The organism is Pedococcus sp. NPDC057267, from assembly GCF_042668795.1.
GTDB lineage: Bacteria > Actinomycetota > Actinomycetes > Actinomycetales > Dermatophilaceae > Pedococcus.
Map to the genome: position 1 here is coordinate 1 of NZ_JBHUYG010000084.1, position 19493 is coordinate 19493.

Consider the following 19493-nt stretch of genomic DNA (forward strand, 5'->3'; position numbering starts at 1 on the left):
GGTGCCGCCCGTTCGTGCATCCTTGGGACCCCTTCGCGTCCCTCCGTGCGGGGTGGGTGCCCACCACCGACGTGCCCCGCCCCTACTCTGGAGCCCGTGCCACGATCCCCGCTCACCCGTAGATCCGTCCTGCTCGGTGTCGCCGCTGCCGCCTCGTCCCTGGTGGCGGCGTGCTCCAAGGCCAAGCCGAGGCAGGCCCCGACAACCTCCTCGTCCAGCACGACCACGACGAAGCCCCCCGCACCCCAGGTCACCGGAACCGGCATCCCCGCCGACCTCCTGGCCGTGATGACTCGCCTGTACCACGGGGGTCCGGTGGCGGCCAGCCCCGGGGTTGCCGCCCCGCTCGCTGCGCGGGCACCCCTCACCGGGTCGGTGGCGACCGCCGGCAGTGTGGGCACGTGGGGCAAGACCCCGATCGCGGTCGTGACCTTCGACCGGGACGCGACGCTCCTCGTCAAGGAGGGCGGCTGGCGGGTCGTCGGTGGCTGGTGGCCGTCGATGAAGGTCGCTGCGCAACCGGCGGGGCTGCGCCGGGTCCTGGTGGTCGGGTCCGACGCACGCCCCGGCGAGGACCCCCGCCGCGCGCGCGGCGACAGCCTGCACATCGTGGCGTTCGACGGCAAGGGCTCCGGCGCCGTCGGCGGCATCCCGCGCGACTCCTGGGTCCCGCTGTCCGTCGGCGGCGTCGGCAAGATCAACTCGGCGCTGTCCCTCGGGGGCCCGGATGCGCTCCAGCGCACGGTGACGTCGGTGACCGGGGTCCCGCTCGAGGGTTACGTCCTGACCGGCTTCAGCGGCTTCCAGTCCGCCGTCGACGCGGTCGGAGGCCTGCGCTTCGACGCCCCCGTCACGGTCATCGGGACCCTGGGCGACACCCTGGTGCGCAAGGGTCCCAACATGCTCGACGGGTTTCGCGCGCTGAACTTCGCCCGGGACCGGCACACCGTGGTCGGCGGTGACTTCGGTCGCTCGGCCAACCAGGGCCTGATCATGCTCGCCGGCGCGACCATGCTCCGCGTGGCCGGCCCGCGCTCGCTGCCGGGCTACCTCACCCGGATCGGCCCCCACGTGATCACCAACCTGTCCGCGGAGAAGGTGCTGACGCTGTCCTCCATGGCGTTCCGGACGCCGGCGGCGGCCTTCCGCAGCCAGGTGGCCCCCGGCCGGGCCGGTATGCAGGGCGCCCAGTCGGTGGTCTTCCTGGCTCCTGAGGCGTCGAAGATGTTCGCGGGCCTGCGCGGTGGGCGTTTTGGCTGAGCCCGCCGGCACGGTGAGGATGGCGCGGACCACCGACGTCCGCGCCATCCGACGGCTCGTCGACCCGCTGGCCGAGGCGGGCGTGCTCGTCAAGAAGGACGCGGTCACCTACTACGAGGCGGTGCAGCAGTTCCGGGTGGCCGAGCGCGAGGGTGCGGTCGTCGGCTGCGGTGCGCTGCACGTCATGTGGGAGGACCTCGCCGAGATCCGGACGCTGGCGGTCAGCCCGCGGGCCAAGGGCACAGGTCTGGGCGGGCTGCTGCTCGAGGCCCTCGTGGCGGACGCCCGTGCCCTCGGGGTCGAGCGGCTCTTCTGCCTCACCTTCGAGGTCGACTTCTTCGCCCGGCACGGCTTCGAGGTCATCGAGGGTCAGGCCGTGGACCCCTTGGTGTATGCCGAGCTCCTCCGGTCCTACGACGAGGGCGTGGCCGAGTTCCTCGACCTCGAGCGGGTCAAGCCCAACACGCTCGGCAACACCCGGATGCTCCGGACCCTCTGAGATCGGTCGCAGCCGAGCCGCTACCCGTGGACCTGTGCCGCGCCGGCGGGCCGGGGCTGTCGAGCACGCTGCCCAGCCGCCCCGGTAGGTGTGGGCGGCGTACGGGCGTGTGGCCGACGGTCACGACACACCGCGAGCGTCGGTGGGGCCACCACCGTCCCGGGAGCCGCCGACACGGGCCGGTCGCGCGGAGAGGCGGATGCGCACCGTCGCCGCGAGGACCAGCACCAGCAGCCCGCTGACGACGCCGAAACCGAACTGCGGCACGAGCGGCAGCGCGATCCCGATGCCGCCGCCGACGACCCAGGCGATCTGCAGCACGGTCTCGGACCAGGCGAAGACCCGCGAGCGGACGGACTCCTCGATGTCGCGCTGCACCACCGCGTCGCTGCTCAGCTTGGTGAGCTGCGCGGTCAGGCCGGCGCAGAGGCCGAGCGTGAGCAGGGTGCCGAGGGAGTAGAAGACCGCAGCAGCCAGGGCAGTGAGGACCTCGGCGATGAGGGCCACGGCGACGATGACGTCCGGCCGGTGCCTGCGCAGCGCGTTGCCGACCACGGTGCCCAGGGCGTTGCCCGCACCGGCGGCCCCCACGACCAGGCCGAGGACGACGGTCCCGTTGTGGCCCGGGATCGGATTCTCGCGCATGAGGAAGGCCATGAACAGGGTGAGGAATCCCGAGAGCAGCCGCGCGCCGATGGCGCCGCAGACGGCGGCGAGCACCGTCGGCGGCAGCGCCGCGACGCGGGCGCGGACCCGGCGGAGGAAACCGGCGCGGGGCTCGAGGGCCGCCGTGCGCGGCAGGTGCAGCGGCACGGTGTCGGCGATGTCGTGCTCGCCCACGCTGGAGTCGACCCGGGCCGGCAGCCGGATCGCCTGGATGGTCGCGACGACGTAGATGAGGAACGCCAGCCGCAGCGACCACTGCGGTCCGACCCGCGCGGCGGCGCCCGCCAGCCCGCCGCCGATCGCCATCCCGGCGACACCGGCCAGCGCGCTGCGGGAGTTGGCGTTGACGAGGCTGAACCCCGCGGGCAGCAGCCGTGGCACGGCGGCCGCGCGGGTGACGCCGTACGCCTTCGACGCGACGAGGCACCCGAGCGCCGCCGGGAAGAGCCAGGCCGAGTGGTCGGCGACCGCGCCGGCGAGCACCCAGCACAGGAACGCGCGCAGGGCCAGGGTGGTGCCGATGGCCCAGCGGCGGCCGTGTCGGAACCGGTCGAGCAGCGGTCCGATGAAGGGCGCCAGCAGGGCGAACGGCGCCATGGTCAGCGCGAGGAACTGCGCGACCTGGCCGCGGGCCTCGTCGGTGGGGATCGCGAAGATCGTGCCTGCGAGGGAGACCGTGAGCGCGGCGTCACCCATGAGGTTGACGAAGTGCAGCTCGATGAGCCGGGCCAGTCCCGTCTCGCCGGCCCCGGCGGACGCCGTGTAGGCGCGCGCCCGACGGGCCCCAGCCCGGCCTCCGCGCCCGGCCAGTCGCGCTCCCGCGACGGTTCCGCGGCCGATGGCGCGTCCCGCCGACGCCGCACGGTGGCGGAACGAGGCGGTCCGGTCCCCGTGGCCACCGGAGTGGTGGGGCTGCTGGCCGGTCGCGCCGGGCCCGTGGGTCATGTCCTGGGGCTCCCGCCGGGCAGGGCGAAGAGGTCCTCGTCGAGCGGCTCGACGAGGCCGTCCGCCACCAGGGAGTCGAGACAGCGCTCGCGCTGGACCACGTCGTCCGACAGCGCCTCCAGGACGGACCGGTGGACGGGCTCGGTGCTGTGCCGCAGGGCGGCGAGCAGCCTGCCGCGCAGCTGCCGGTCGGTGCCGTGCCAGGACTGCCCACGGCGCGCGGGGCCGGCGTGGGGAGGGTGGCCCGCGAGCCGCCAGGCGCACACGTCCGCGAGCGGGCACTGGTCACACCTGGCCGTCCGGGCGGTGCAGACGAGGGCGCCGAGCTCCATGACGGCCACGCTCCAGGTGCGCGCCTCCCGCGGGGCCGCGGGCACGAGCGACCCGGCGCGGGCGAGCTCGGCCCGCGTCGGTGAGGCGGCGGGGTACTCGATGCCCTCCACGGCCCGTGCGAGCACCCGACGGACGTTGGTGTCGACCACCGTGGTGCGCTCGCCGAACGCGAAGGTCGCGACTGCGGCCGCGGTGTACGTCCCGACCCCCGGCAGGGTCAGGAGCTCCGCCTCGGTGCCCGGCACGGCGCCGTCGAAGCGCGCCACCATCGCCGTCGCCGCGGCGTGCAGGCGCAGTGCCCGGCGTGGGTAGCCCAGCCGGCCCCACGCCCGGACCGCCTCGCCCGACGCCTCGGCGGCGAGGTCCGCCGGTGCGGGCCACCGCTGCAGCCACTCCTGCCAGACGGGCAGGACGCGCACGACCGGTGTCTGCTGGAGCATGACCTCCGAGACGAAGACCCCCCACGGGGTGGCGTCGTCCCGGCGCCACGGCAGGTCGCGGGCGGCGGACGCGTACCAGGGCAGGACCCGGGCGTGCAGCAGCGCAGGGGCGTGCAGCAGCTCGGGAGCCGCCGAGCGGGTCACACGTAGCGTTCGAGGATGCTCGACTCGGCGAGGCGCGACAGGCCCTCGCGGACGGCGCGGGCGCGGCCCTCGCCGACGCCCTCGACGTCCATGAGCTCCTCGAGGTTGGCGGCGAGCAGCTTCTGCAGGCTCCCGAAGTGGTCGACGAGGCGGTCGACGATGGCGCCGGGCAGGCGCGGGACCTTGCTGAGCAGGCGGTAGCCGCACGGGCTGACGGCGGAGTCGAGGGCGTCGCCGCCGATGGTGAACCCGACCGCCTTGGCGCCGGCGGACAGGTCGAGCAGCTCGGTCGAGGTGAGCGCCTCGAGGGCCTCCATGGCCTGCTCGAGGGTGAGCTCGAGCCGGGCCGAGGGCAGGTAGTCGCGGACGACGAGCTCGCGGTCGTTGCCGAGGCCGCCGGTGAGCTCCTCGAGCTGGAGGGTCAGCAGGCGGCCGTCGACGCCGAGCTCGACGACGTACCCGGAGATCTCGTCGCGGATGCGACGCACCATCTCCAGGCGCTGCAGGACGCTGGCGACGTCGCGCACGGTCACGAGGTCCTCGATCTCGAGGGCCGACAGCGTGCCGGTGACCTCGTCCAGCCGGGCCTTGTACCGCTCGAGGGTCTGCAAGGCCTGGTTGGCGCGGGACAGGATGGCGCTGGAGTCCTCGAGCACGTGCCGGCGCCCGTCGACGTAGAGCGCGACGATCCGCATCGACTGGCTCACCGAGATGACGGGGTACCCGGTCTGCTTGGCCACGCGTTCGGCCGTGCGGTGGCGGGTGCCGGACTCGCTCGTCTCGATCGAGGGGTCGGGGACGAGCTGGGTGGCGGCGCGCAGGATCCGCGAGGCCTCGCGGTCCAGGACGATGCCGCCGTCCATCTTGGCGAGCTCGCGCAGCCTCGTCGCCGAGAACTCGACGTCGAGCGGGAAGCCGCCGGTCGACAGGCTCTCGACCACGCGGTCGTGGCCCAGCACGATCAGGGCGCCGGTGCGCCCGCGCAGGATCCGCTCGAGGCCGTCCCGCAGCTCGGTGCCGGGTGCCACGGCGGCGAGGGTGGCGCGCAGCGCATCGTCCTCGCGAAGTTCCACTCTCAGGGCCCCTTGTGTTCTGCCGGTCGGTCTGGCGGGAGTCTAACCGGGTGGGGACTGCAGTGCGGAGCGCACCGCGGAGCGGATGTCTGGGCACTCCACGACGGCCATCCCGTCCGGCGCCGGACCGTTGCCCGCGGTGCCTGCCGGCACGTACGCCGTGCGGAACCCCAGCCGTGCCGCCTCGGCCAGCCGACGCGGTATGCCGGTGACGGGGCGCAGCTCGCCGGCGAGTCCGAGCTCGCCGAACGCGACGGCGTCGGGAGGCAGCGGCTGGTCCTTCACCGCGCTGGCCATCGCCAGCGCGACCGCCAGGTCGGACGCGGGCTCGGTGAGCCGGACGCCCCCGACGGTGGACAGGTAGACGTCGCTGCCGCCGATCGGGGCGCCCGCGCGCTTGGCGATCACCGCCACGATCATCGCCACCCGGGCGGAGTCCAGGCCGCTGGTCGCCCGCCGCGGCGTGGGGATCTCGGACTTCGCCACGAGCGCCTGGACCTCGGTCATGAGCGGGCGCCGGCCCTCGAGGGTGACGGTGACGCAGGTGCCCGGCACGGAGAGCGTGTTGCGCGAGAGGAACAGGCCGCTGGGGTCGGACAGCCCGACGATCCCCACGTCGGAGAGGTCGAAGCACCCGACCTCGTCCGTGGGCCCGTAGCGGTTCTTCACCGCGCGCACCAGTCGCAGCCGGGAGTGCCGGTCACCCTCGAACTGCACGACGACGTCGACGAGGTGCTCGAGCACCCGCGGGCCGGCGATCGACCCGTCCTTGGTGACGTGGCCGACCAGGAGCGTGGCGATGCCGCGGGCCTTGGCCACCGCGATGAGCGACGCCGTCACCTCGCGGACCTGGCTGACGTTGCCGGCGGCACCCTCGACCTCGCCGCTGGCGATGGTCTGGACCGAGTCGACGACGAGCAGGTCGGGCTGCACGGCCTCGACCTGCCCCAGCACGGTGGCGAGGTCGGTCTCCGAGGCGAGGAAGAGCGTCGAGGCCATCGCCTCGATCCGCTCGGCGCGCATACGCACCTGCGCGGCCGACTCCTCACCTGTGACGTAGAGGACGGTGCGCCCCGTCTCCTGCCGGGCCGCGCGGGCCGCGACGTCGAGCAGGAGCGTGGACTTGCCGATGCCGGGCTCGCCGGCCACGAGGACCACGGCGCCCGGGACGAGGCCGCCACCGAGGACCCGGTCGAACTCGCCGACCCCCGTTGGCCGTGCCTCCGCCCTGCGGACGTCGACCTGGCCGATGGGCAGCGCGGGACGGTCCACGCGCGCGGCGGGCGTGGTGCGGGCGCTGACGGCCCCCACCTCGCTCACGCTGCCCCACGCCTGGCACTCGCCGCAGCGGCCGACCCACTTGACCGTGGTCCAGCCGCACTCGGAGCAGCGGTAGCCGCTCGAGGTCCTCGTCTTCGCCGCCATGGCCCAGAACCTACGTGGCGGCGCCGACAGCACCCGGCAGGCGCACCTCGCTCGGCAGGGCGGGTCAGTCCTCCTGGGGCGCCACGGGCCAGCACACGACCGTGCGGGTCTGCTCCGGCGGCGTGCCCGGCGGGCTCCAGTACTCCTCCCACATGATCCCGTCCTCGACCAGTCGGCGGCCGTGGGCGAGTGCGCCGGCGCGCAGTGCGTCGTACGCCTTGCCGAGCTCGTCGTAGGGCCCCACGTGGGTCGTGGTGGCGACCTCGCAGCTCGGCAGGTCGTCCACCTCGACACCGTCGCCGGGCTGGGCGCCCTCACCGACCACGAAACCGGACGCGACGTCGAAGACCTCCGGCCCGGTGGTGTAGCAGGACACCGCGGGACCGGTCACGGGCGTCCCGGTCCTGGCGAGGTGCTCGGCCACCCTGCCGAACGCCTCACCCGCCTTGGCGCCGATCTCCTCGGGCCGGGCCTGGTAGCAGACGACCGCGACGCGGCGACCGCTCTCGCGGGTGAACGTGACGTCGTACACGGCGACCTCCCTCCGTCCACTCCCACGCTAGGGACGCGTCGCGCGGGGAGGCAGGGACCATCGACCCGGGGCCCGGTGGACCGGCCGTCCGGTGCCGCGCGCGCAGGGGTCAACCGCGCTCGACGAGCTCCTTCATCCCGTCGAGCATGCCCTGCCAGCTCTGCGAGAACTGCTCGGCCTGCTCGTCGTCGGAGCAGCCGTCCTGGGTGAGCGTGACGACCGTCCCGGTGTCGGACTGCGCCAGCTCGTAGCGGACCGTGTGGTAGTTCTCCGGCCGGTCCTCCTCGCCCATGAGCGGGCTGTAGTGCGTGACCTCGAGCAGCCAGCCCGGGTCGGCGCGCAGCACCTCGCCCTTGTCCTGGTAGGGCTTGCCGTCCATCTCGCCCGACCAGGTGATCGGGCTCCCGACCTGCCAGTCGGTCTCGACCCGGCTGCCCATCATGTACTGCGCGACCTGGCCCGGGTCGGTCAGCGCCTCCCACACCCGCTGCCGGTCGGCGGCGACCTCGGTCTGCGCCCTGGCGATGGCACCCGTCATGAGAACCTCCCTTGGTTTGCGGTGCCCCACATCCTGCGCCGGTCTCAGAAGTGGCGCCACCACAGGTTGACGGCGTAGTCGACGGACGTCCCCTCGTGCTCGGCGAGGATCCCCTCGGCGGCGGTCTCCGGGAACTCGATCCGCACGACCGCCTCGAAGTTCTCGCGGCTGTCGTGCTCCCACGCGATCGTCAAGGGGTGGCGCTGCCACCCCTGGCGGGTCCAGAACCGCTGCACCGCAAGGGCGTCGTAGCCCGGGTAGGCGCGCGCGAACCAGCGCCCGAACGTCGATCGCGTCGCGTCGTTGTCGATGACGTATGCCGTGCCGCCGGGTCGCAGGACCCGCGCGACCTCGGCGAGGCCGGGCTCGCAGCCGGCGCCGAAGAAGTACGCCCAGCGCGCGTGGACGATGTCGACGCTGTCGTCGGGGAGGGGCAGGGCCTGGGCCACGCCCTCCACGACGCGCACCCCCGGCATACCTGAAACCCGTTGGCGCGCAAGGGACACGAGGGGAGGGTGGGGCTCGACGCCGACCACGGAGGCGCACTCGAGGGCGAGGAAGCGCGGCAGGTGGTAGCCGCTGCCGCAGCCGACGTCGAGCAGGTCGGCACCCTCGAACGGGTGGTGCTCGGCCATCGCGGCCTCCACGAGACCGGCCCGGTCGACGCCGCGGTTCTCGAGCTCGTAGACGTCCGGGCTGTCCCAGATGTTCGGGCTGCGCGTGGGCTCGTGCTGGTCGGTCACCGGCGGTTGCGAGCGGCTTCCTGGGCGGCGAGCGTCGCCGGGTGGACGAGGAGCGGCAACATCTTGCGGGAGTAGGCGTTCCGCGCCGCCTTCACGCTCGCGAGGTGCGCCTCGCAGCGCAGCTCCAGCTCGGCGTACGCGGCCTCTCCCATGAGCTCGACCAGCTCGCCCCGGTTGCTGCGGAAGACCGGCTCGCGGCCGACGTGGGCCTCGGGGTTGCCCGAGCAGTACCAGTCGAGGTCGTGGCCGCCGGGGCCCCAGCCGCGACGGTCGTACTCGGTGATCGTGACCTCCTGCCACGACGAGCCGTCGGGCAGCTCGACCGTGCGGTAGGTGCGGCGGATCGGCAGCTGCCAGCACACGTCGGGCTTGACCGTGTGCGGCTCCTTGCCGGTGAGGACGGCGTGCTGGTGCAGCGCGCAGCCGGCGCCCGCCGGGAAGCCGGGCCGGTTGAGGAAGATGCAGGCGCCGTCGACGACCTTGGTCTTGCGCGCCCCGTCCTCGAGCTCGGTCCACGCGCCCTGCTTGGTCGAGCCGGGGTGGTGCTGCCACTCGTCCTCGCCGAGCTCCTTGACCACCTTCTTGACCCGCTTGACGTCGTCGTCGTCGGTGAAGTGCGCACCCAGGGTGCAGCAGCCGTCGTCGGGCCGGTCCGCGTAGATCCCCTGGCACCCGCTCCCGAAGATGCAGGTCCAGCTCGACGTGAGCCAGGTCAGGTCGCAGCGGAAGCGCTGGTTGGCGTCGGCGGGGTCGGGGAACTCCACCCAGATCCGGGCGGTGTCGAGGGGGGTCTCAGCCACGCGGCCACCCTACGTCCCGCCCTTGTCACGCCTGCGGATCCGGCCGCCTGCCGGACTGTCGCACCGCCCACGCCACCTGGGCCGCGAGCACCACGACGAGCGCCCCGGTCGCGACCCAGTTGAGCCGGGTGAGGTCGGCGACGAGGTCCGTGGCGGCGAAGGGGCGGTGCGGGTCGGGGTCAGCGGGGTCGCCCGCCCTGCCGGCCAGGTCGGCACCGAGCGCCGCGACGACGGCTGCGGGGGCCGCGAGGAGCAGGAGCCCGTAGCGGCACCGGGACAGCAGGCCGATCGTGCACAGCAGGGCCACCGGCACCAGCGCCGTCAGCAGGGCGGCACCGGACTCCGCGTACCGGTCCCGTGACGGGATGTCGCCGAAGAAGGCCGCGGCGTTGATGCCGGCCGCGACGACGTCCCACGCGAGCAGCACCCAGCCGAGCAGGACGAGCGCCGCGGTGCGTGGCCAGATCCGGGAAGGGCCGGACGCCGGCCGGGTGACGTGGTCGGTCGCGGTGCCTGCTGCGGAGGGCATCCCCCATCATGGCCACCGTCCGGCCGTTCCCGCCTGAGCACGGCTACCCGGGGCTACGGTCGGTCCATGCGCCTCGGAGTGGTCGACGTCGGGTCCAACACCGTGCACCTGCTCGTGGTCGACGCCCACCGCGGAGCCCAGCCGCTGCCGGCGACGTCGCACAAGATCGAGCTGCGGCTGTCCGAGCACGTCACCGACGACGGCCGCATCGCCGACTCGGGGGAGGAGGCGCTCGCGCGGTTCGTCCGTGACTGCCTCGCCGTGGCCGAGGACCAGGGCGTCGAGGAGGTCATGGCCTTCGCCACCAGCGCGATCCGCGAGGCGCCGAACGGCGAGCAGGTGCTCGAGCGCGTGCGCGCGGACACCGGGATCGACCTGCAGGTGCTGTCGGGCGAGGACGAGGCGCGGCTGACCTTCCTGGCCGCGCGCCGCTGGTTCGGCTGGTCGAGCGGCACCCTCGCGGTCGTCGACATCGGCGGCGGCTCGCTCGAGCTGGCCGCCGGCATGGACGAGGACCCGGACGCCGCCGTGAGCCTCCCGCTCGGTGCCGGCCGGCTGACGCGGGACCTCCTGCGTGGCGACCCGCCACCGCCCGACGCGGTGCGCGAGGCGCGCCGCGTGATCCGCCAGCGCCTCGCCGCGGCGGTGCGCCCGATCAGCAAGGTGGGTCCGGTCGACCGCGCGGTCGGCACCTCAAAGACCATGCGCTCGCTGGCGCGGATCGCTGGCGCCGCCCCCAGCAGCGAGGGCCCGTACGCGCCGCGCCGTCTCGCGCGCGACGACGTCACCGACATCGTCGGCCGGGTCTCCACCATGACGGCGGCCCAGCGGGCCCAGCTGCCCGGCGTGTCGAGGGAGCGCTCGCGCCAGCTGCTCGCCGGGGCGCTCGTCGCCGAGGCGGCCATGGACCTGCTCGACCTCGAGCGGCTCGACATCTGCCCGTGGGCCCTGCGCGAGGGCGTGCTGCTCGACCGCCTCGACGCGATGCGTTGACCGGGTCGAGGGGCGGGCTGCCGGCCCGGCCGCCCGGCGGCCCCCGGGCCGGTGCCCAAGGGCCTCGGTACGCTCGTGGCCATGGCCGGAGCGGTGTCGATCCCAGGTGCCACCGTGGCCCTGTCGACCGCGTCGGTCTACCCGGAGTCCTGCGCCTCGGCGTTCGCGACCGCAGCCAGGCTCGGCTACGACGGGGTCGAGGTCATGGTCTGGACCGACCCCGTCTCGCAGGAGGCAGGCGCCCTCGCGGCGCTCTCCGAGCTGCACGGCATACCGGTCGTCTCGGTGCACGCGCCCACGCTGCTGCTCACGCAGCGGGTGTGGAGCACCGACCCCTGGACCAAGGTGGACCGGTCGATCGAGCTGGCCACGGACCTCGGTGCGTCGACGGTCGTGCTGCACCCGCCCTTCCGCTGGCAGAAGGAGTACGCCCGCGACTTCGTGGAGGGCATCGCGCTGCGCGAGCACGAGAGCGGGATCGCCCTGGCCGTCGAGAACATGTTCCCGTGGCGTGCCCGCCAGCGTGAGTTCGAGGCGTACCTGCCGCACTGGGACCCCGTCCCGCTGGCGTACGACAACGTCACCCTCGACCTCTCGCACACCGCGACGGCCGGGTCCGACGCGATGGCGATGGCGGCAGCCCTGGGGCCCCGGCTGCGGCACGTGCACCTGGCCGACGGGCTCGGGTCGCCCAAGGACGAGCACCTGGTCCCGGGCCGCGGGGGGCAGCCGTGCGCCGAGTTCCTCGAGCTGCTGGCGACCCGCGGGTTCACCGGCTCGGTCGTCGTCGAGGTCGGCACCCGGCGGGTGACCCCGGAGCAGCGCGACATCGACCTCGCCGAGGCGCTGGCCTTCGCCCGGCTGCACCTGGCCACCGCCACGACGGCGCAGTCCCCGGCGGCCTGGCGGTGAGCCCCCGCGGCCGGCGCCCGGGTGGTGCGGACACGAGGGCGGGCATCGTCTCCGCGGCACGGGCGGAGTTCGCCGAGAACGGTTACGACGCCACCTCGCTGCGCGCCGTCGCCCGGCGCGCCGAGGTCGACCCCGCCCTCGTCCACCACTACTTCGGCGGCAAGCCCCAGCTCTTCGCCGCGGTCATGGACGTCCCGGCGGACCCCGCGGCGCTCGTCGACCGGGTGGTCGCCGGCCCCCGCGAGCAGGTCGGGGAGTCGCTGGTGCGCACCTTCCTGGCGCTGTGGGACTCACCGGAGGGCCGGCCGCGGTTCCAGGCGCTGATCCGGGCGGCCGTCAGCCACGACGACGCGACCCGCATGCTGCGCGAGTTCCTGACCCGGGAGATCTTCGGCAGGGTCACGGCCGCCATGGCGGGCGAGGGGGAGCCGCCGGCCGACCTCGAGCTGCGGGCCGGGCTGGCCGCCTCGCAGATGATCGGCGTCGCGATGATGCGCTACGTCGTGGAGTTCCCGGCCGTGGTGGCCGCGAGCCACGACGAGCTCGTGGCCCAGGTCGGGCCGACGCTGCAGCGCTACCTCGCCCCCTGACCGGCGACCCCCCGCCCTCGTGCCCCGGAAACCCTTGTGCGGGTCCCTCTGTCGGCGTACATTTCAACACATGATGAAAAACGTCATCGAGATCGACCACCTCCGGGTGGTGCGAGGGGGTCGCACGGTCCTGCCCGACCTGTCCGCACGTATCCCAGCTGGGCAGGTCGTGGGGCTGCTCGGCCCCAGTGGCAGCGGCAAGTCGACGCTGATCCGCGCGATCGTGGGCGTGCAGGTCGTCGAGGCCGGGGACGTGCGGGTCCTCGGCGAGGCGGCCGGCTCTCCCTCGCTGCGCCGCCGGGTCGCCTACGTGACCCAGTCGCCGAGCGTGTACGACGACCTCACGGTGCGGGCCAACGTCCGCTACTTCGCCGACGTGCTCGGTGCCGACCGCGCCACCGTCGAGTCCGCCATCGAGTCGGTCGACCTCACGAGCCACGCCGACGTGCTCGTGGGCCGGCTGAGCGGCGGCCAGCGCTCGCGGGTCTCGCTCGCCGCGGCCCTGGTCGACGACCCCGAGCTGCTCGTCCTCGACGAGCCCACCGTGGGCCTCGACCCGGTGCTCCGCCGCGACCTGTGGAACCTGTTCAGACGCCTTGCGGCACAAGGGCGTTCGCTCCTCGTCTCCAGCCACGTCATGGACGAGGCCTCGCGCTGCGACCGGCTCCTGCTGCTCCGGGAGGGTGAGGTGCTCGCCGACGCGACCCTCGAGGAGCTGCTGGGTCGCACCGGCGCCGACGACGCCGAGGGCGCGTTCCTCGCCCTCATCGACCGAGCCCAGGAGGCAGCCTGATGAACGTCCGCCGCACCGCCGTCACCGCCGGCCGGGTCCTCGCCCAGCTGCGTGCCGACCACCGCACGATCGCGCTCATGCTCGTCGTGCCCCTCGTGCTCATGGGCCTGCTCGCCTGGGTCTTCAGCGGCACCCCGGTCTTCGACGCGATCGGGGCCGCCCTGCTCGGCGTCTTCCCGTTCATCGTCATGTTCGTCGTCACCAGCGTCGCCACCCTCCGCGAGCGCACGTCGGGCACGCTCGAGCGGCTGCTCACGACCCCGATGGGCAAGGGCGACTTCATGCTCGGCTACGCGATCGCCTTCGGCCTGATGGCCGTCGTCCAGGCCCTCGTCACGACCGCGTTCGCCGTGTGGGTGTGCGGGCTCGACGTCGCCGGCTCCCTGTGGCTGCTGGTCGTCGTGGCGGTGCTCGACGCCGTGCTCGGGACCGCGCTCGGCCTGCTCGCGAGCGGGTTCGCGCGCACCGAGTTCCAGGCGGTCCAGTTCATGCCGGCGTTCGTGCTGCCGCAGTTCCTGCTGTGCGGCCTGCTCGTGGCCCGCGACCGGCTGCCGGACGTCCTGCGCTGGGTCTCCGACGTGCTCCCGCTGTCGTATGCCGTGGACGCGATGAAGTCGGTCACGACCAGTGCCGCGGCGGGCGGCGACGTCGCCTCCGACGCCGGGATCATCGTGCTCTGGGTCGCCGTCGCCCTCGTCCTCGGTAGCCTCACCCTGCGCCGGCGGACCGCCTGACGCCCGCGGTCGTGGCGGGGGCCGGCCACCGTTAGCCTTGTCCGCGGCCCCCGCCGCGAAAGGATCCCCGTGGACGCCAGTGACCTGCTCCGCAACAGCCTGCTCCAGCTCTCCAAGAGCGACGCCGTGCGGCGCACCATCGAGAAGGCGCCCGTCAGCCGCCAGGTGGTGCACCGGTTCATCCCCGGCGCGAGCACGGCCGACGTCGTGCGCGCGACCGCCGAGCTGCGGACGACCAACCGGCTCGCCACGATCGACTACCTGGGCGAGGACACCACCGACCTGACCCAGGCCATCCGCACGCGTGACGCCTACCTCGAGCTGCTCCGTGCCCTCGCGGACGCCGACCTCTCGCAGCACGGCATGGGCGAGGTCAGCCTGAAGCTGTCCGCCCTCGGCCAGTACCTGCCGGGCGACGGCGACAAGATCGCCCTCGAGCACGCCCGTGAGATCTGCGAGGCCGCCGCGGCCGCCGGCACCACGGTCACCCTCGACATGGAGGACCACACCACCACCGACGCCACCCTGGAGACCCTGCGCGAGCTGCGCAAGGACTTCCCGTGGGTGGGTGCGGTGATCCAGTCCTACCTGCGCCGCAGCGAGGGCGACTGCCGGGACCTGGCCCACGAGGGCAGCCGCGTCCGCCTGTGCAAGGGCGCCTACAAGGAGCCGGAGTCGGTGGCCTACCAGTCCGGTGCCGAGGTGGACCAGAGCTACGTCCGGTGCCTCAAGGTCCTCATGGCCGGCGACGGCTACCCCATGGTGGCCACCCACGACCCGCGGCTCATCGAGATCGCGGGCGCGCTCGCAGCCCACCACGACCGCGACGCCACGAGCTTCGAGTACCAGATGCTCTACGGCATCCGGCCCGAGGAGCAGAAGCGCATCGCCGACCGCGGCGACCAGATGCGCGTCTACCTGCCCTACGGCGAGGAGTGGTACGGCTACCTCATGCGGCGCATGGCCGAGCGACCCGCCAACACGGCGTTCTTCCTGCGCGGTCTCGTCACCAGGAACTGACGGGCGCCGCCGGCCCGCCGGCTGGAAGACTGCCCCCATGTCCACAGTCGCGATCCTCGGCGCCGGCGTGATGGGGGAGACCCTGCTGTCCGGCCTGGTCCGCTCCGGCCGCAGCGCCGCCGACCTCGTGGTGACGACCCGTCGCCCCGAACGCGCGCGGGAGCTCGTCGAGCGCTACGGCGTGCGGGCGATGTCCAACACCGAGGCCGCGGAGGCGGCGGACACCCTCGTCCTCGTCGTCAAGCCGCAGGACATGGCCGGCCTCGTCGAGGAGATCCGTGACCACGTGCAGCCGGGCAACCTGGTCGTCAGCCTCGCGGCCGGCATCCCCACGTCCTTCCTCGAGAGCCGCCTGCCCGAGGGCGTCGCGGTGGTGCGCGTCATGCCGAACACCCCCGCGCTCGTCGACCAGGGGATGGCCGCGGTCAGCGGGGGCCGCAGCGCCGACGCCCCGCACCTCGCCGAGGCGGCGGAGCTGCTGCGGTCCTGCGGGCGGGTGGTCGAGGTGGCCGAGAAGCACCAGGACGCCGTCACGGCCATCAGCGGCTCGGGACCGGCCTACATCTTCTACGTGGTCGAGGCGATGATCGAGGCCGGCGTCGTGCTGGGGCTGCCGCGCCCCACCGCCACCGAGCTCGTCGTCCAGACGCTGTTCGGCGCCGCCACGATGATCCGCGAGACCGGCCAGCACCCCACCGTCCTGCGCGAGCAGGTCACCTCGCCGGGCGGGACGACCGCCGCGGCCCTGCGCACGCTCGACGACCACAAGGTCCGGGCCGCGTTCATCTCCGCCATGGAGGCAGCCGCCCGCCGCTCGCACGAGCTGGCGAGCGGCCACGACTGACACCGTGGGCGACGTGGACGGGGACGACGTTCGGGTCGTCCGGGTCGACGAGGCGACCTGGCGCACCTACCGGGACGTCCGCCTCGCCATGCTCCGGGACGCGCCGCGCGCCTTCTGGACGACGTATGCCGAGGCCGCCGCGCGCACCGACGAGGAGTGGCGGGCCATGGTCGCCGCGTCGCACACCTGGCTCGCGATGGGTGGCACCGAGCCGCTCGGGTCGGTGGCCTGCGTGCGCCTGCCGGAGCAGCCCGAGGACGAGTGCGTTCTCGTGGGCATGTGGGTCGCGCCCAGGGCCCGCGGGCGCGGCGTTGGCGCGCGCCTCGTCCGCACCGTCCTGCAGTCGGCCGCCGAGCGGGGGCTGTCGCGGGTGCTGCTCGAGGTGGCGCACGAGAACGCACCTGCGCGGGCGCTCTACGAGCACATTGGCTTCATGCCGACCGGCCGCACCGGCGAGATGCCGCACGACCCCTCGATCACCGAGCTGGAGATGGAGCTCGTTCTCAGCGACGACACAGTGCGCTCTTGGCAAACTCTGGGCAAACCCATCTGACTTCCCGGCCCTCGCCCGTGCGAGAGTGGGGCGCATGAGCGAGATCACCGTGCGCGGGCTGACCGAGGACGAGTGGGAGACCTACCGATCCGTGCGCCTGGCCGCCCTCGAGGAGTCGCCGGAGGCGTTCGCGGCCACCCTCGCCGAGGAGCAGGGGTACGACGAGGAGCTCTGGCGCCTGCGGATGCGCCGCTCGCAGCGGCTGCTGGCCGAGGATGCCGACGGCAACGCGGTGGGGGTGGCCAGCGTCGGCCATGCCGAGGACGCCCCCGAGCGGGTGGCCGAGCTCTTCGGGCTGTGGGTCCGGCCCCAGGCGCGGGGTACCGGTGTCGCGACGCAGCTCGTGCAGGCGGGCGCCGACACCGCGAGGGCGCAGGGCCGAAGCCACCTCGCGTACTGGGTCGGCACGGACAACGGTGCCGCGGTCGCGTTCGCGAGCGGGTTCGGGTTCCGCCCCACCGACAGCCGTCGCCCGATGAGGGTCAGCAACGGCGGCGACGAGGACGAGATCGCCATGGTGCTGCCCCTGGGTGACGACCGCGGCGTGCCGACGCTCGCCTGAGGCCCCAGCTCGGCGCGCTCCTCACCGGGTGGGCGGCGGCACCCCCGCCCCGGTCCGGGGACGGAGGCCCGTGGCCGTCAGGGGCGGGAGGCGAGCCGCTCGATGAGGGACGTCGGACCGCTCACGATGAGGGTGTCGTGCCCGGTCACCTTGGTCTCCGGCACGGCATACGTGAAGTCCTCGCCGGGCGACTTCACGCCCACGACGGTCACCCCGTACTTCGAGCGGATCGCGCTCTGCGCCAACGTGAAGCCGATCGCCTCCTGAGGCGGACGCATCTTCACGATCGCGAACCCGTCGTCGAACTCGATGTAGTCCATCAGCTTGCCGTTGAGCAGGTGCGCGACGCGGCGGCCGCTGTCGGCCTCGGGCGCGATGACGTGCTGCACCCCGATGCGCTCGAGGATGCGCTGGTGCTCCGGGGTCAGGGCCTTGGCCCAGATGGTGGGGATGCCGGCGTCGACGAGGTTCATCGCGCACAGGACGCTCGCCTCGACGGACGAGCCGATGCCCACCACGGCCAGCTTGAAGTTGCGGGCCTTGAGGTTGCCCATCGCGGCCGGCTGGCTGGCGTCGACCTGCACGATCTTGGAGACCTTCCCGAGGAAGGTCTCGGCGCGGGCGGCGTCGAGCTCGACCGCGACCACCGTGTGCCCGAGCCGCTGCAGCTCGACCGCCACGGCGCCACCGAACCGGCCGAGGCCGATGACCAGGACGTCGTCCTCGTAGAGCTTCTTCGCCACGGGGGAACGCTACCGCGTGCCCAAGGCCCGTATGCCGGGCCGGCCCGGTCGCGGTGGACCCGTGGGTGCCCGCGCCCGCTGCGGCGGGTAGCGTGCGGCCATGCCCTCACAGGTGCGGGTGGTCTGGGACCCCGGGTTCACCGCGTACGACTTCGGTCCGGGGCACCCCATGAACCCCGCGCGACTCGACCTCACCGCGCGGCTGTGCGACGCCCTCGGGGTCTTCGACGCCGACGGCGTGGAGGTCTTCTCCCCGGTGGCGCCCGATGACGAGCTCCTGCTGACGGTCCACGAGCCGGCCTACGTCGAGGCCGTGCGGGCGGCGTCCGAGGACCCCCGCGCCGCCGACACCTCGCGGGGGCTGGGGACGGACGACGACCCGGCGTTCCTCGGGATGCACGAGGCGAGCGCGCGCGTGGTCGAGGGGACCCGACAGGTGTGCGCGGACGTGTGGGAGGGCCGGGCCGAGCACGGGGTGAACTTCTGCGGCGGCCTGCACCACGCGATGGCCGGCAACGCCTCCGGATTCTGCATCTACAACGACATCGCCGTCGGGATCCAGTGGCTGCTCGACCACGGTGCGCAGCGGGTGGCCTACGTCGACGTGGACGTCCACCACGGCGACGGCGTCCAGAGCCTCTTCTGGGACGACCCGCGCGTGCTGACGGTCTCGGTGCACGAGTCCGGCCGGGCGTTGTTCCCGGGCACCGGCTGGCCGTCCGAGATCGGTGGCGAGGGTGCGGAGGGCTCGGCGGTCAACGTGGCGCTGCCGCCCGGCACCGGGGACTCGGCGTGGCTGCGGGCGCTGCACTCGACCGCCCTGCCCCTGGTCCGGGCCTTCCGGCCCGACGTCCTCGTCACCCAGCACGGCTGCGACACCCACGTGCAGGACCCGCTCGCCCACATGGCGCTGTCGGTCGACGCCCAGCGTGGCGCCGCCGACGCCCTGCACCGCCTCGCCCACGAGGTGTGCGGCGGCCGCTGGGTCGCGCTCGGTGGGGGCGGCTACGAGCTGGTGCACGTGGTGCCGCGCACCTGGACGCACCTCACCGCGATCGCCGCGCACGCGCCCGTGCCGCTCACCGCGGCGGTCCCGGAGGACTGGCTGGAGCACGTGCGCACGGCATACGGGCGCGAGGGGCCGCGGCGGATGGGTGACCTCGACCCGGCCGACGGGCCGATCTGGCACCAGCCGTGGGACATGGGCTACAACCCGCACAGCGAGGTCGACCGGGCGATCATGGCGACCCGCGAGGCGGTCTTCCCGCTGCACGGCCTCGACCCCTGGTTCGACTGACGACGACAGCCCGAGGATCGCAGCGAGCGCCAGCGAGCGAGGACCGGAGGGTGAGGAGTCGGTCGCGACAGTTCGACTGAGGTCGGGGTCGACTGCAGGGGTGGCCGGTGGGGCCGCGGTGTGCGAGTCTCGGAGGAAATCCCGGTCGGGGTCCGGCGTGTCGGCTGGACTCCGGCAGGGAGTTTCCTGAATGACTTCCCCACTGGTCACATCTGCCCCTACAGTTCACTCTGCACGAGCGTAGAGGTCCGCCGGAGGGGAAGCCGGCGATGCGAACGTGTGAGAGATCGAGGTGACTCATGTCCAACGAGCGACAGCTCGCCGAGGTGCGGTTCCTGACCGTGGCCGAGGTGGCCTCGATCATGCGCGTGTCGAAGATGACGGTGTACCGCATGGTGCACGCCGGAGAGCTTCCCGCCATCCGCGTGGGCCGGTCCTTCCGGGTTCCGGAGGACGCCGTGCACAAGTACCTCCGGACGTCCTACGTCGACACCGCGTGACGATGTGCTGACCGCACGACGGGGG

The 19493-nt window shown here is 73.6% G+C and carries 23 protein-coding genes; 13 read left to right on the forward strand and 10 right to left on the reverse strand.

The genetic code is table 11. From position 1 onward, the window contains the following. Positions 1–96 precede the first annotated feature (96 nt). Both ACFUC1_RS15980 and ACFUC1_RS15985 read left to right on the forward strand, forming a co-directional pair. Positions 97–1260 carry an LCP family protein gene (locus ACFUC1_RS15980; RefSeq protein ID WP_379121506.1) on the forward strand — a complete coding sequence of 388 codons (1164 nt, stop codon included), beginning with the start codon at positions 97–99 and terminating at the stop codon, positions 1258–1260. Between the two features lie 19 nt (positions 1261–1279). Continuing rightward, positions 1280–1759 (forward strand): amino-acid N-acetyltransferase, encoded by a 480-nt coding sequence (locus tag ACFUC1_RS15985; RefSeq protein WP_379121508.1) that lies wholly within the window; start codon positions 1280–1282, stop codon positions 1757–1759. A 120-nt stretch (positions 1760–1879) separates the two neighbouring features. Here the strand turns inward: ACFUC1_RS15985 and ACFUC1_RS15990 are convergent, their stop codons facing one another. The 9 genes from ACFUC1_RS15990 to ACFUC1_RS16030 form a co-directional block, all read right to left on the reverse strand. Further along, positions 1880–3370: an MFS transporter gene (locus ACFUC1_RS15990; protein WP_379121510.1), complete on the reverse strand. Its 1491-nt coding sequence runs from the start codon at positions 3368–3370 to the stop codon at positions 1880–1882. Further along, positions 3367–4287, reverse strand: a complete 921-nt coding sequence (locus ACFUC1_RS15995; protein WP_379121512.1) for an A/G-specific adenine glycosylase — start codon at positions 4285–4287, stop codon at positions 3367–3369. The genes ACFUC1_RS15990 and ACFUC1_RS15995 overlap by 4 nt, the downstream gene beginning before the upstream one ends. Beyond that, positions 4284–5360, reverse strand: a complete 1077-nt coding sequence (disA, locus tag ACFUC1_RS16000) for a DNA integrity scanning diadenylate cyclase DisA (RefSeq protein WP_379121514.1) — start codon at positions 5358–5360, stop codon at positions 4284–4286. Before disA ends, ACFUC1_RS15995 begins: the two co-directional genes overlap by 4 nt. 42 nt (positions 5361–5402) lie before the next feature. Beyond that, positions 5403–6785, reverse strand: a complete 1383-nt coding sequence (gene radA / locus ACFUC1_RS16005; protein ID WP_379121516.1) for a DNA repair protein RadA — start codon at positions 6783–6785, stop codon at positions 5403–5405. Positions 6786–6849: 64 nt separating this feature from the next. Further along, positions 6850–7317: a GyrI-like domain-containing protein gene (locus ACFUC1_RS16010; protein ID WP_379121518.1), complete on the reverse strand. Its 468-nt coding sequence runs from the start codon at positions 7315–7317 to the stop codon at positions 6850–6852. 109 nt (positions 7318–7426) lie between these two features. Next, positions 7427–7855 (reverse strand): SRPBCC domain-containing protein, encoded by a 429-nt coding sequence (locus ACFUC1_RS16015; protein WP_379121520.1) that lies wholly within the window; start codon positions 7853–7855, stop codon positions 7427–7429. A gap of 44 nt (positions 7856–7899) precedes the next feature. Beyond that, complete coding sequence (locus ACFUC1_RS16020; RefSeq protein WP_379121522.1) at positions 7900–8598, reverse strand: class I SAM-dependent methyltransferase; 699 nt, start codon at positions 8596–8598, stop codon at positions 7900–7902. Then, a complete protein-coding gene (locus ACFUC1_RS16025; RefSeq protein WP_379121524.1) occupies positions 8595–9398 on the reverse strand; it encodes a hypothetical protein in 804 nt (267 codons plus the stop codon). Before ACFUC1_RS16025 ends, ACFUC1_RS16020 begins: the two co-directional genes overlap by 4 nt. A gap of 25 nt (positions 9399–9423) precedes the next feature. Then, positions 9424–9927 carry a hypothetical protein gene (locus ACFUC1_RS16030; RefSeq protein WP_379121526.1) on the reverse strand — a complete coding sequence of 168 codons (504 nt, stop codon included), beginning with the start codon at positions 9925–9927 and terminating at the stop codon, positions 9424–9426. A gap of 66 nt (positions 9928–9993) precedes the next feature. Between ACFUC1_RS16030 and ACFUC1_RS16035 the strand changes: the two genes are divergently transcribed. From ACFUC1_RS16035 to ACFUC1_RS16075, 9 genes are all read left to right on the forward strand, one after another. Further along, the gene (locus ACFUC1_RS16035) at positions 9994–10920 is read left to right on the forward strand and encodes a Ppx/GppA phosphatase family protein (protein WP_379121528.1); all 927 of its coding nucleotides are present in this window, start codon (positions 9994–9996) and stop codon (positions 10918–10920) included. Positions 10921–11001: 81 nt separating this feature from the next. Continuing rightward, positions 11002–11832 carry a sugar phosphate isomerase/epimerase family protein gene (locus tag ACFUC1_RS16040; protein WP_379121530.1) on the forward strand — a complete coding sequence of 277 codons (831 nt, stop codon included), beginning with the start codon at positions 11002–11004 and terminating at the stop codon, positions 11830–11832. Next, positions 11829–12422, forward strand: coding sequence for a TetR family transcriptional regulator (locus ACFUC1_RS16045; RefSeq protein WP_379121532.1), 594 nt, complete (start codon positions 11829–11831; stop codon positions 12420–12422). Before ACFUC1_RS16040 ends, ACFUC1_RS16045 begins: the two co-directional genes overlap by 4 nt. Before the next feature lie 73 nt (positions 12423–12495). Then, complete coding sequence (locus ACFUC1_RS16050) at positions 12496–13215, forward strand: ABC transporter ATP-binding protein (RefSeq protein WP_379121549.1); 720 nt, start codon at positions 12496–12498, stop codon at positions 13213–13215. Further along, positions 13215–13949: an ABC transporter permease gene (locus ACFUC1_RS16055; protein ID WP_379121534.1), complete on the forward strand. Its 735-nt coding sequence runs from the start codon at positions 13215–13217 to the stop codon at positions 13947–13949. Before ACFUC1_RS16050 ends, ACFUC1_RS16055 begins: the two co-directional genes overlap by 1 nt. Positions 13950–14018: 69 nt before the next feature. Further along, the gene (locus tag ACFUC1_RS16060) at positions 14019–14969 is read left to right on the forward strand and encodes a proline dehydrogenase family protein (RefSeq protein WP_379121536.1); all 951 of its coding nucleotides are present in this window, start codon (positions 14019–14021) and stop codon (positions 14967–14969) included. A 37-nt stretch (positions 14970–15006) separates the two neighbouring features. Then, positions 15007–15813 (forward strand): pyrroline-5-carboxylate reductase, encoded by an 807-nt coding sequence (proC, locus tag ACFUC1_RS16065; RefSeq protein ID WP_379121538.1) that lies wholly within the window; start codon positions 15007–15009, stop codon positions 15811–15813. 13 nt (positions 15814–15826) lie between these two features. Next, a complete protein-coding gene (locus ACFUC1_RS16070) occupies positions 15827–16366 on the forward strand; it encodes a GNAT family N-acetyltransferase (protein WP_379121540.1) in 540 nt (179 codons plus the stop codon). Between the two features lie 34 nt (positions 16367–16400). Continuing rightward, on the forward strand, positions 16401–16928 hold the full coding sequence (locus ACFUC1_RS16075) for a GNAT family N-acetyltransferase (RefSeq protein WP_379121542.1): 528 nt from the start codon (positions 16401–16403) through the stop codon (positions 16926–16928). Between the two features lie 77 nt (positions 16929–17005). Here the strand turns inward: ACFUC1_RS16075 and ACFUC1_RS16080 are convergent, their stop codons facing one another. Further along, the gene (locus ACFUC1_RS16080) at positions 17006–17671 is read right to left on the reverse strand and encodes a potassium channel family protein (protein ID WP_379121544.1); all 666 of its coding nucleotides are present in this window, start codon (positions 17669–17671) and stop codon (positions 17006–17008) included. Between the two features lie 100 nt (positions 17672–17771). On the opposite strand from ACFUC1_RS16080, the gene ACFUC1_RS16085 reads away from it, so the two are divergent. After that, complete coding sequence (locus tag ACFUC1_RS16085; protein WP_379121546.1) at positions 17772–18968, forward strand: acetoin utilization protein AcuC; 1197 nt, start codon at positions 17772–17774, stop codon at positions 18966–18968. Positions 18969–19267: 299 nt separating this feature from the next. Further along, complete coding sequence (locus ACFUC1_RS16090) at positions 19268–19468, forward strand: helix-turn-helix domain-containing protein (protein WP_056915613.1); 201 nt, start codon at positions 19268–19270, stop codon at positions 19466–19468. Positions 19469–19493 lie beyond the last annotated feature (25 nt).

Bases quoted from the DNA above. Each gene is read 5' to 3' on its own strand.
- proC (WP_379121538.1), top strand. From the start codon at position 15,007: ATGTCCACAGTCGCGATCCTCGGCGCCGGCGTGATGGGGGAGACCCTG.
- ACFUC1_RS16055 (WP_379121534.1), top strand. From the start codon at position 13,215: ATGAACGTCCGCCGCACCGCCGTCACCGCCGGCCGGGTCCTCGCCCAG.
- radA (WP_379121516.1), bottom strand. From the start codon at position 6,785: ATGGCGGCGAAGACGAGGACCTCGAGCGGCTACCGCTGCTCCGAGTGC.
- ACFUC1_RS16085 (WP_379121546.1), top strand. From the start codon at position 17,772: ATGCCCTCACAGGTGCGGGTGGTCTGGGACCCCGGGTTCACCGCGTAC.
- ACFUC1_RS16015 (WP_379121520.1), bottom strand. From the start codon at position 7,855: ATGACGGGTGCCATCGCCAGGGCGCAGACCGAGGTCGCCGCCGACCGG.
- ACFUC1_RS16035 (WP_379121528.1), top strand. From the start codon at position 9,994: ATGCGCCTCGGAGTGGTCGACGTCGGGTCCAACACCGTGCACCTGCTC.
- ACFUC1_RS16040 (WP_379121530.1), top strand. From the start codon at position 11,002: ATGGCCGGAGCGGTGTCGATCCCAGGTGCCACCGTGGCCCTGTCGACC.
- ACFUC1_RS16030 (WP_379121526.1), bottom strand. From the start codon at position 9,927: ATGCCCTCCGCAGCAGGCACCGCGACCGACCACGTCACCCGGCCGGCG.
- ACFUC1_RS16090 (WP_056915613.1), top strand. From the start codon at position 19,268: ATGTCCAACGAGCGACAGCTCGCCGAGGTGCGGTTCCTGACCGTGGCC.
- ACFUC1_RS16075 (WP_379121542.1), top strand. From the start codon at position 16,401: ATGAGCGAGATCACCGTGCGCGGGCTGACCGAGGACGAGTGGGAGACC.
- ACFUC1_RS15990 (WP_379121510.1), bottom strand. From the start codon at position 3,370: ATGACCCACGGGCCCGGCGCGACCGGCCAGCAGCCCCACCACTCCGGT.
- ACFUC1_RS15985 (WP_379121508.1), top strand. From the start codon at position 1,280: ATGGCGCGGACCACCGACGTCCGCGCCATCCGACGGCTCGTCGACCCG.
- ACFUC1_RS16050 (WP_379121549.1), top strand. From the start codon at position 12,496: ATGAAAAACGTCATCGAGATCGACCACCTCCGGGTGGTGCGAGGGGGT.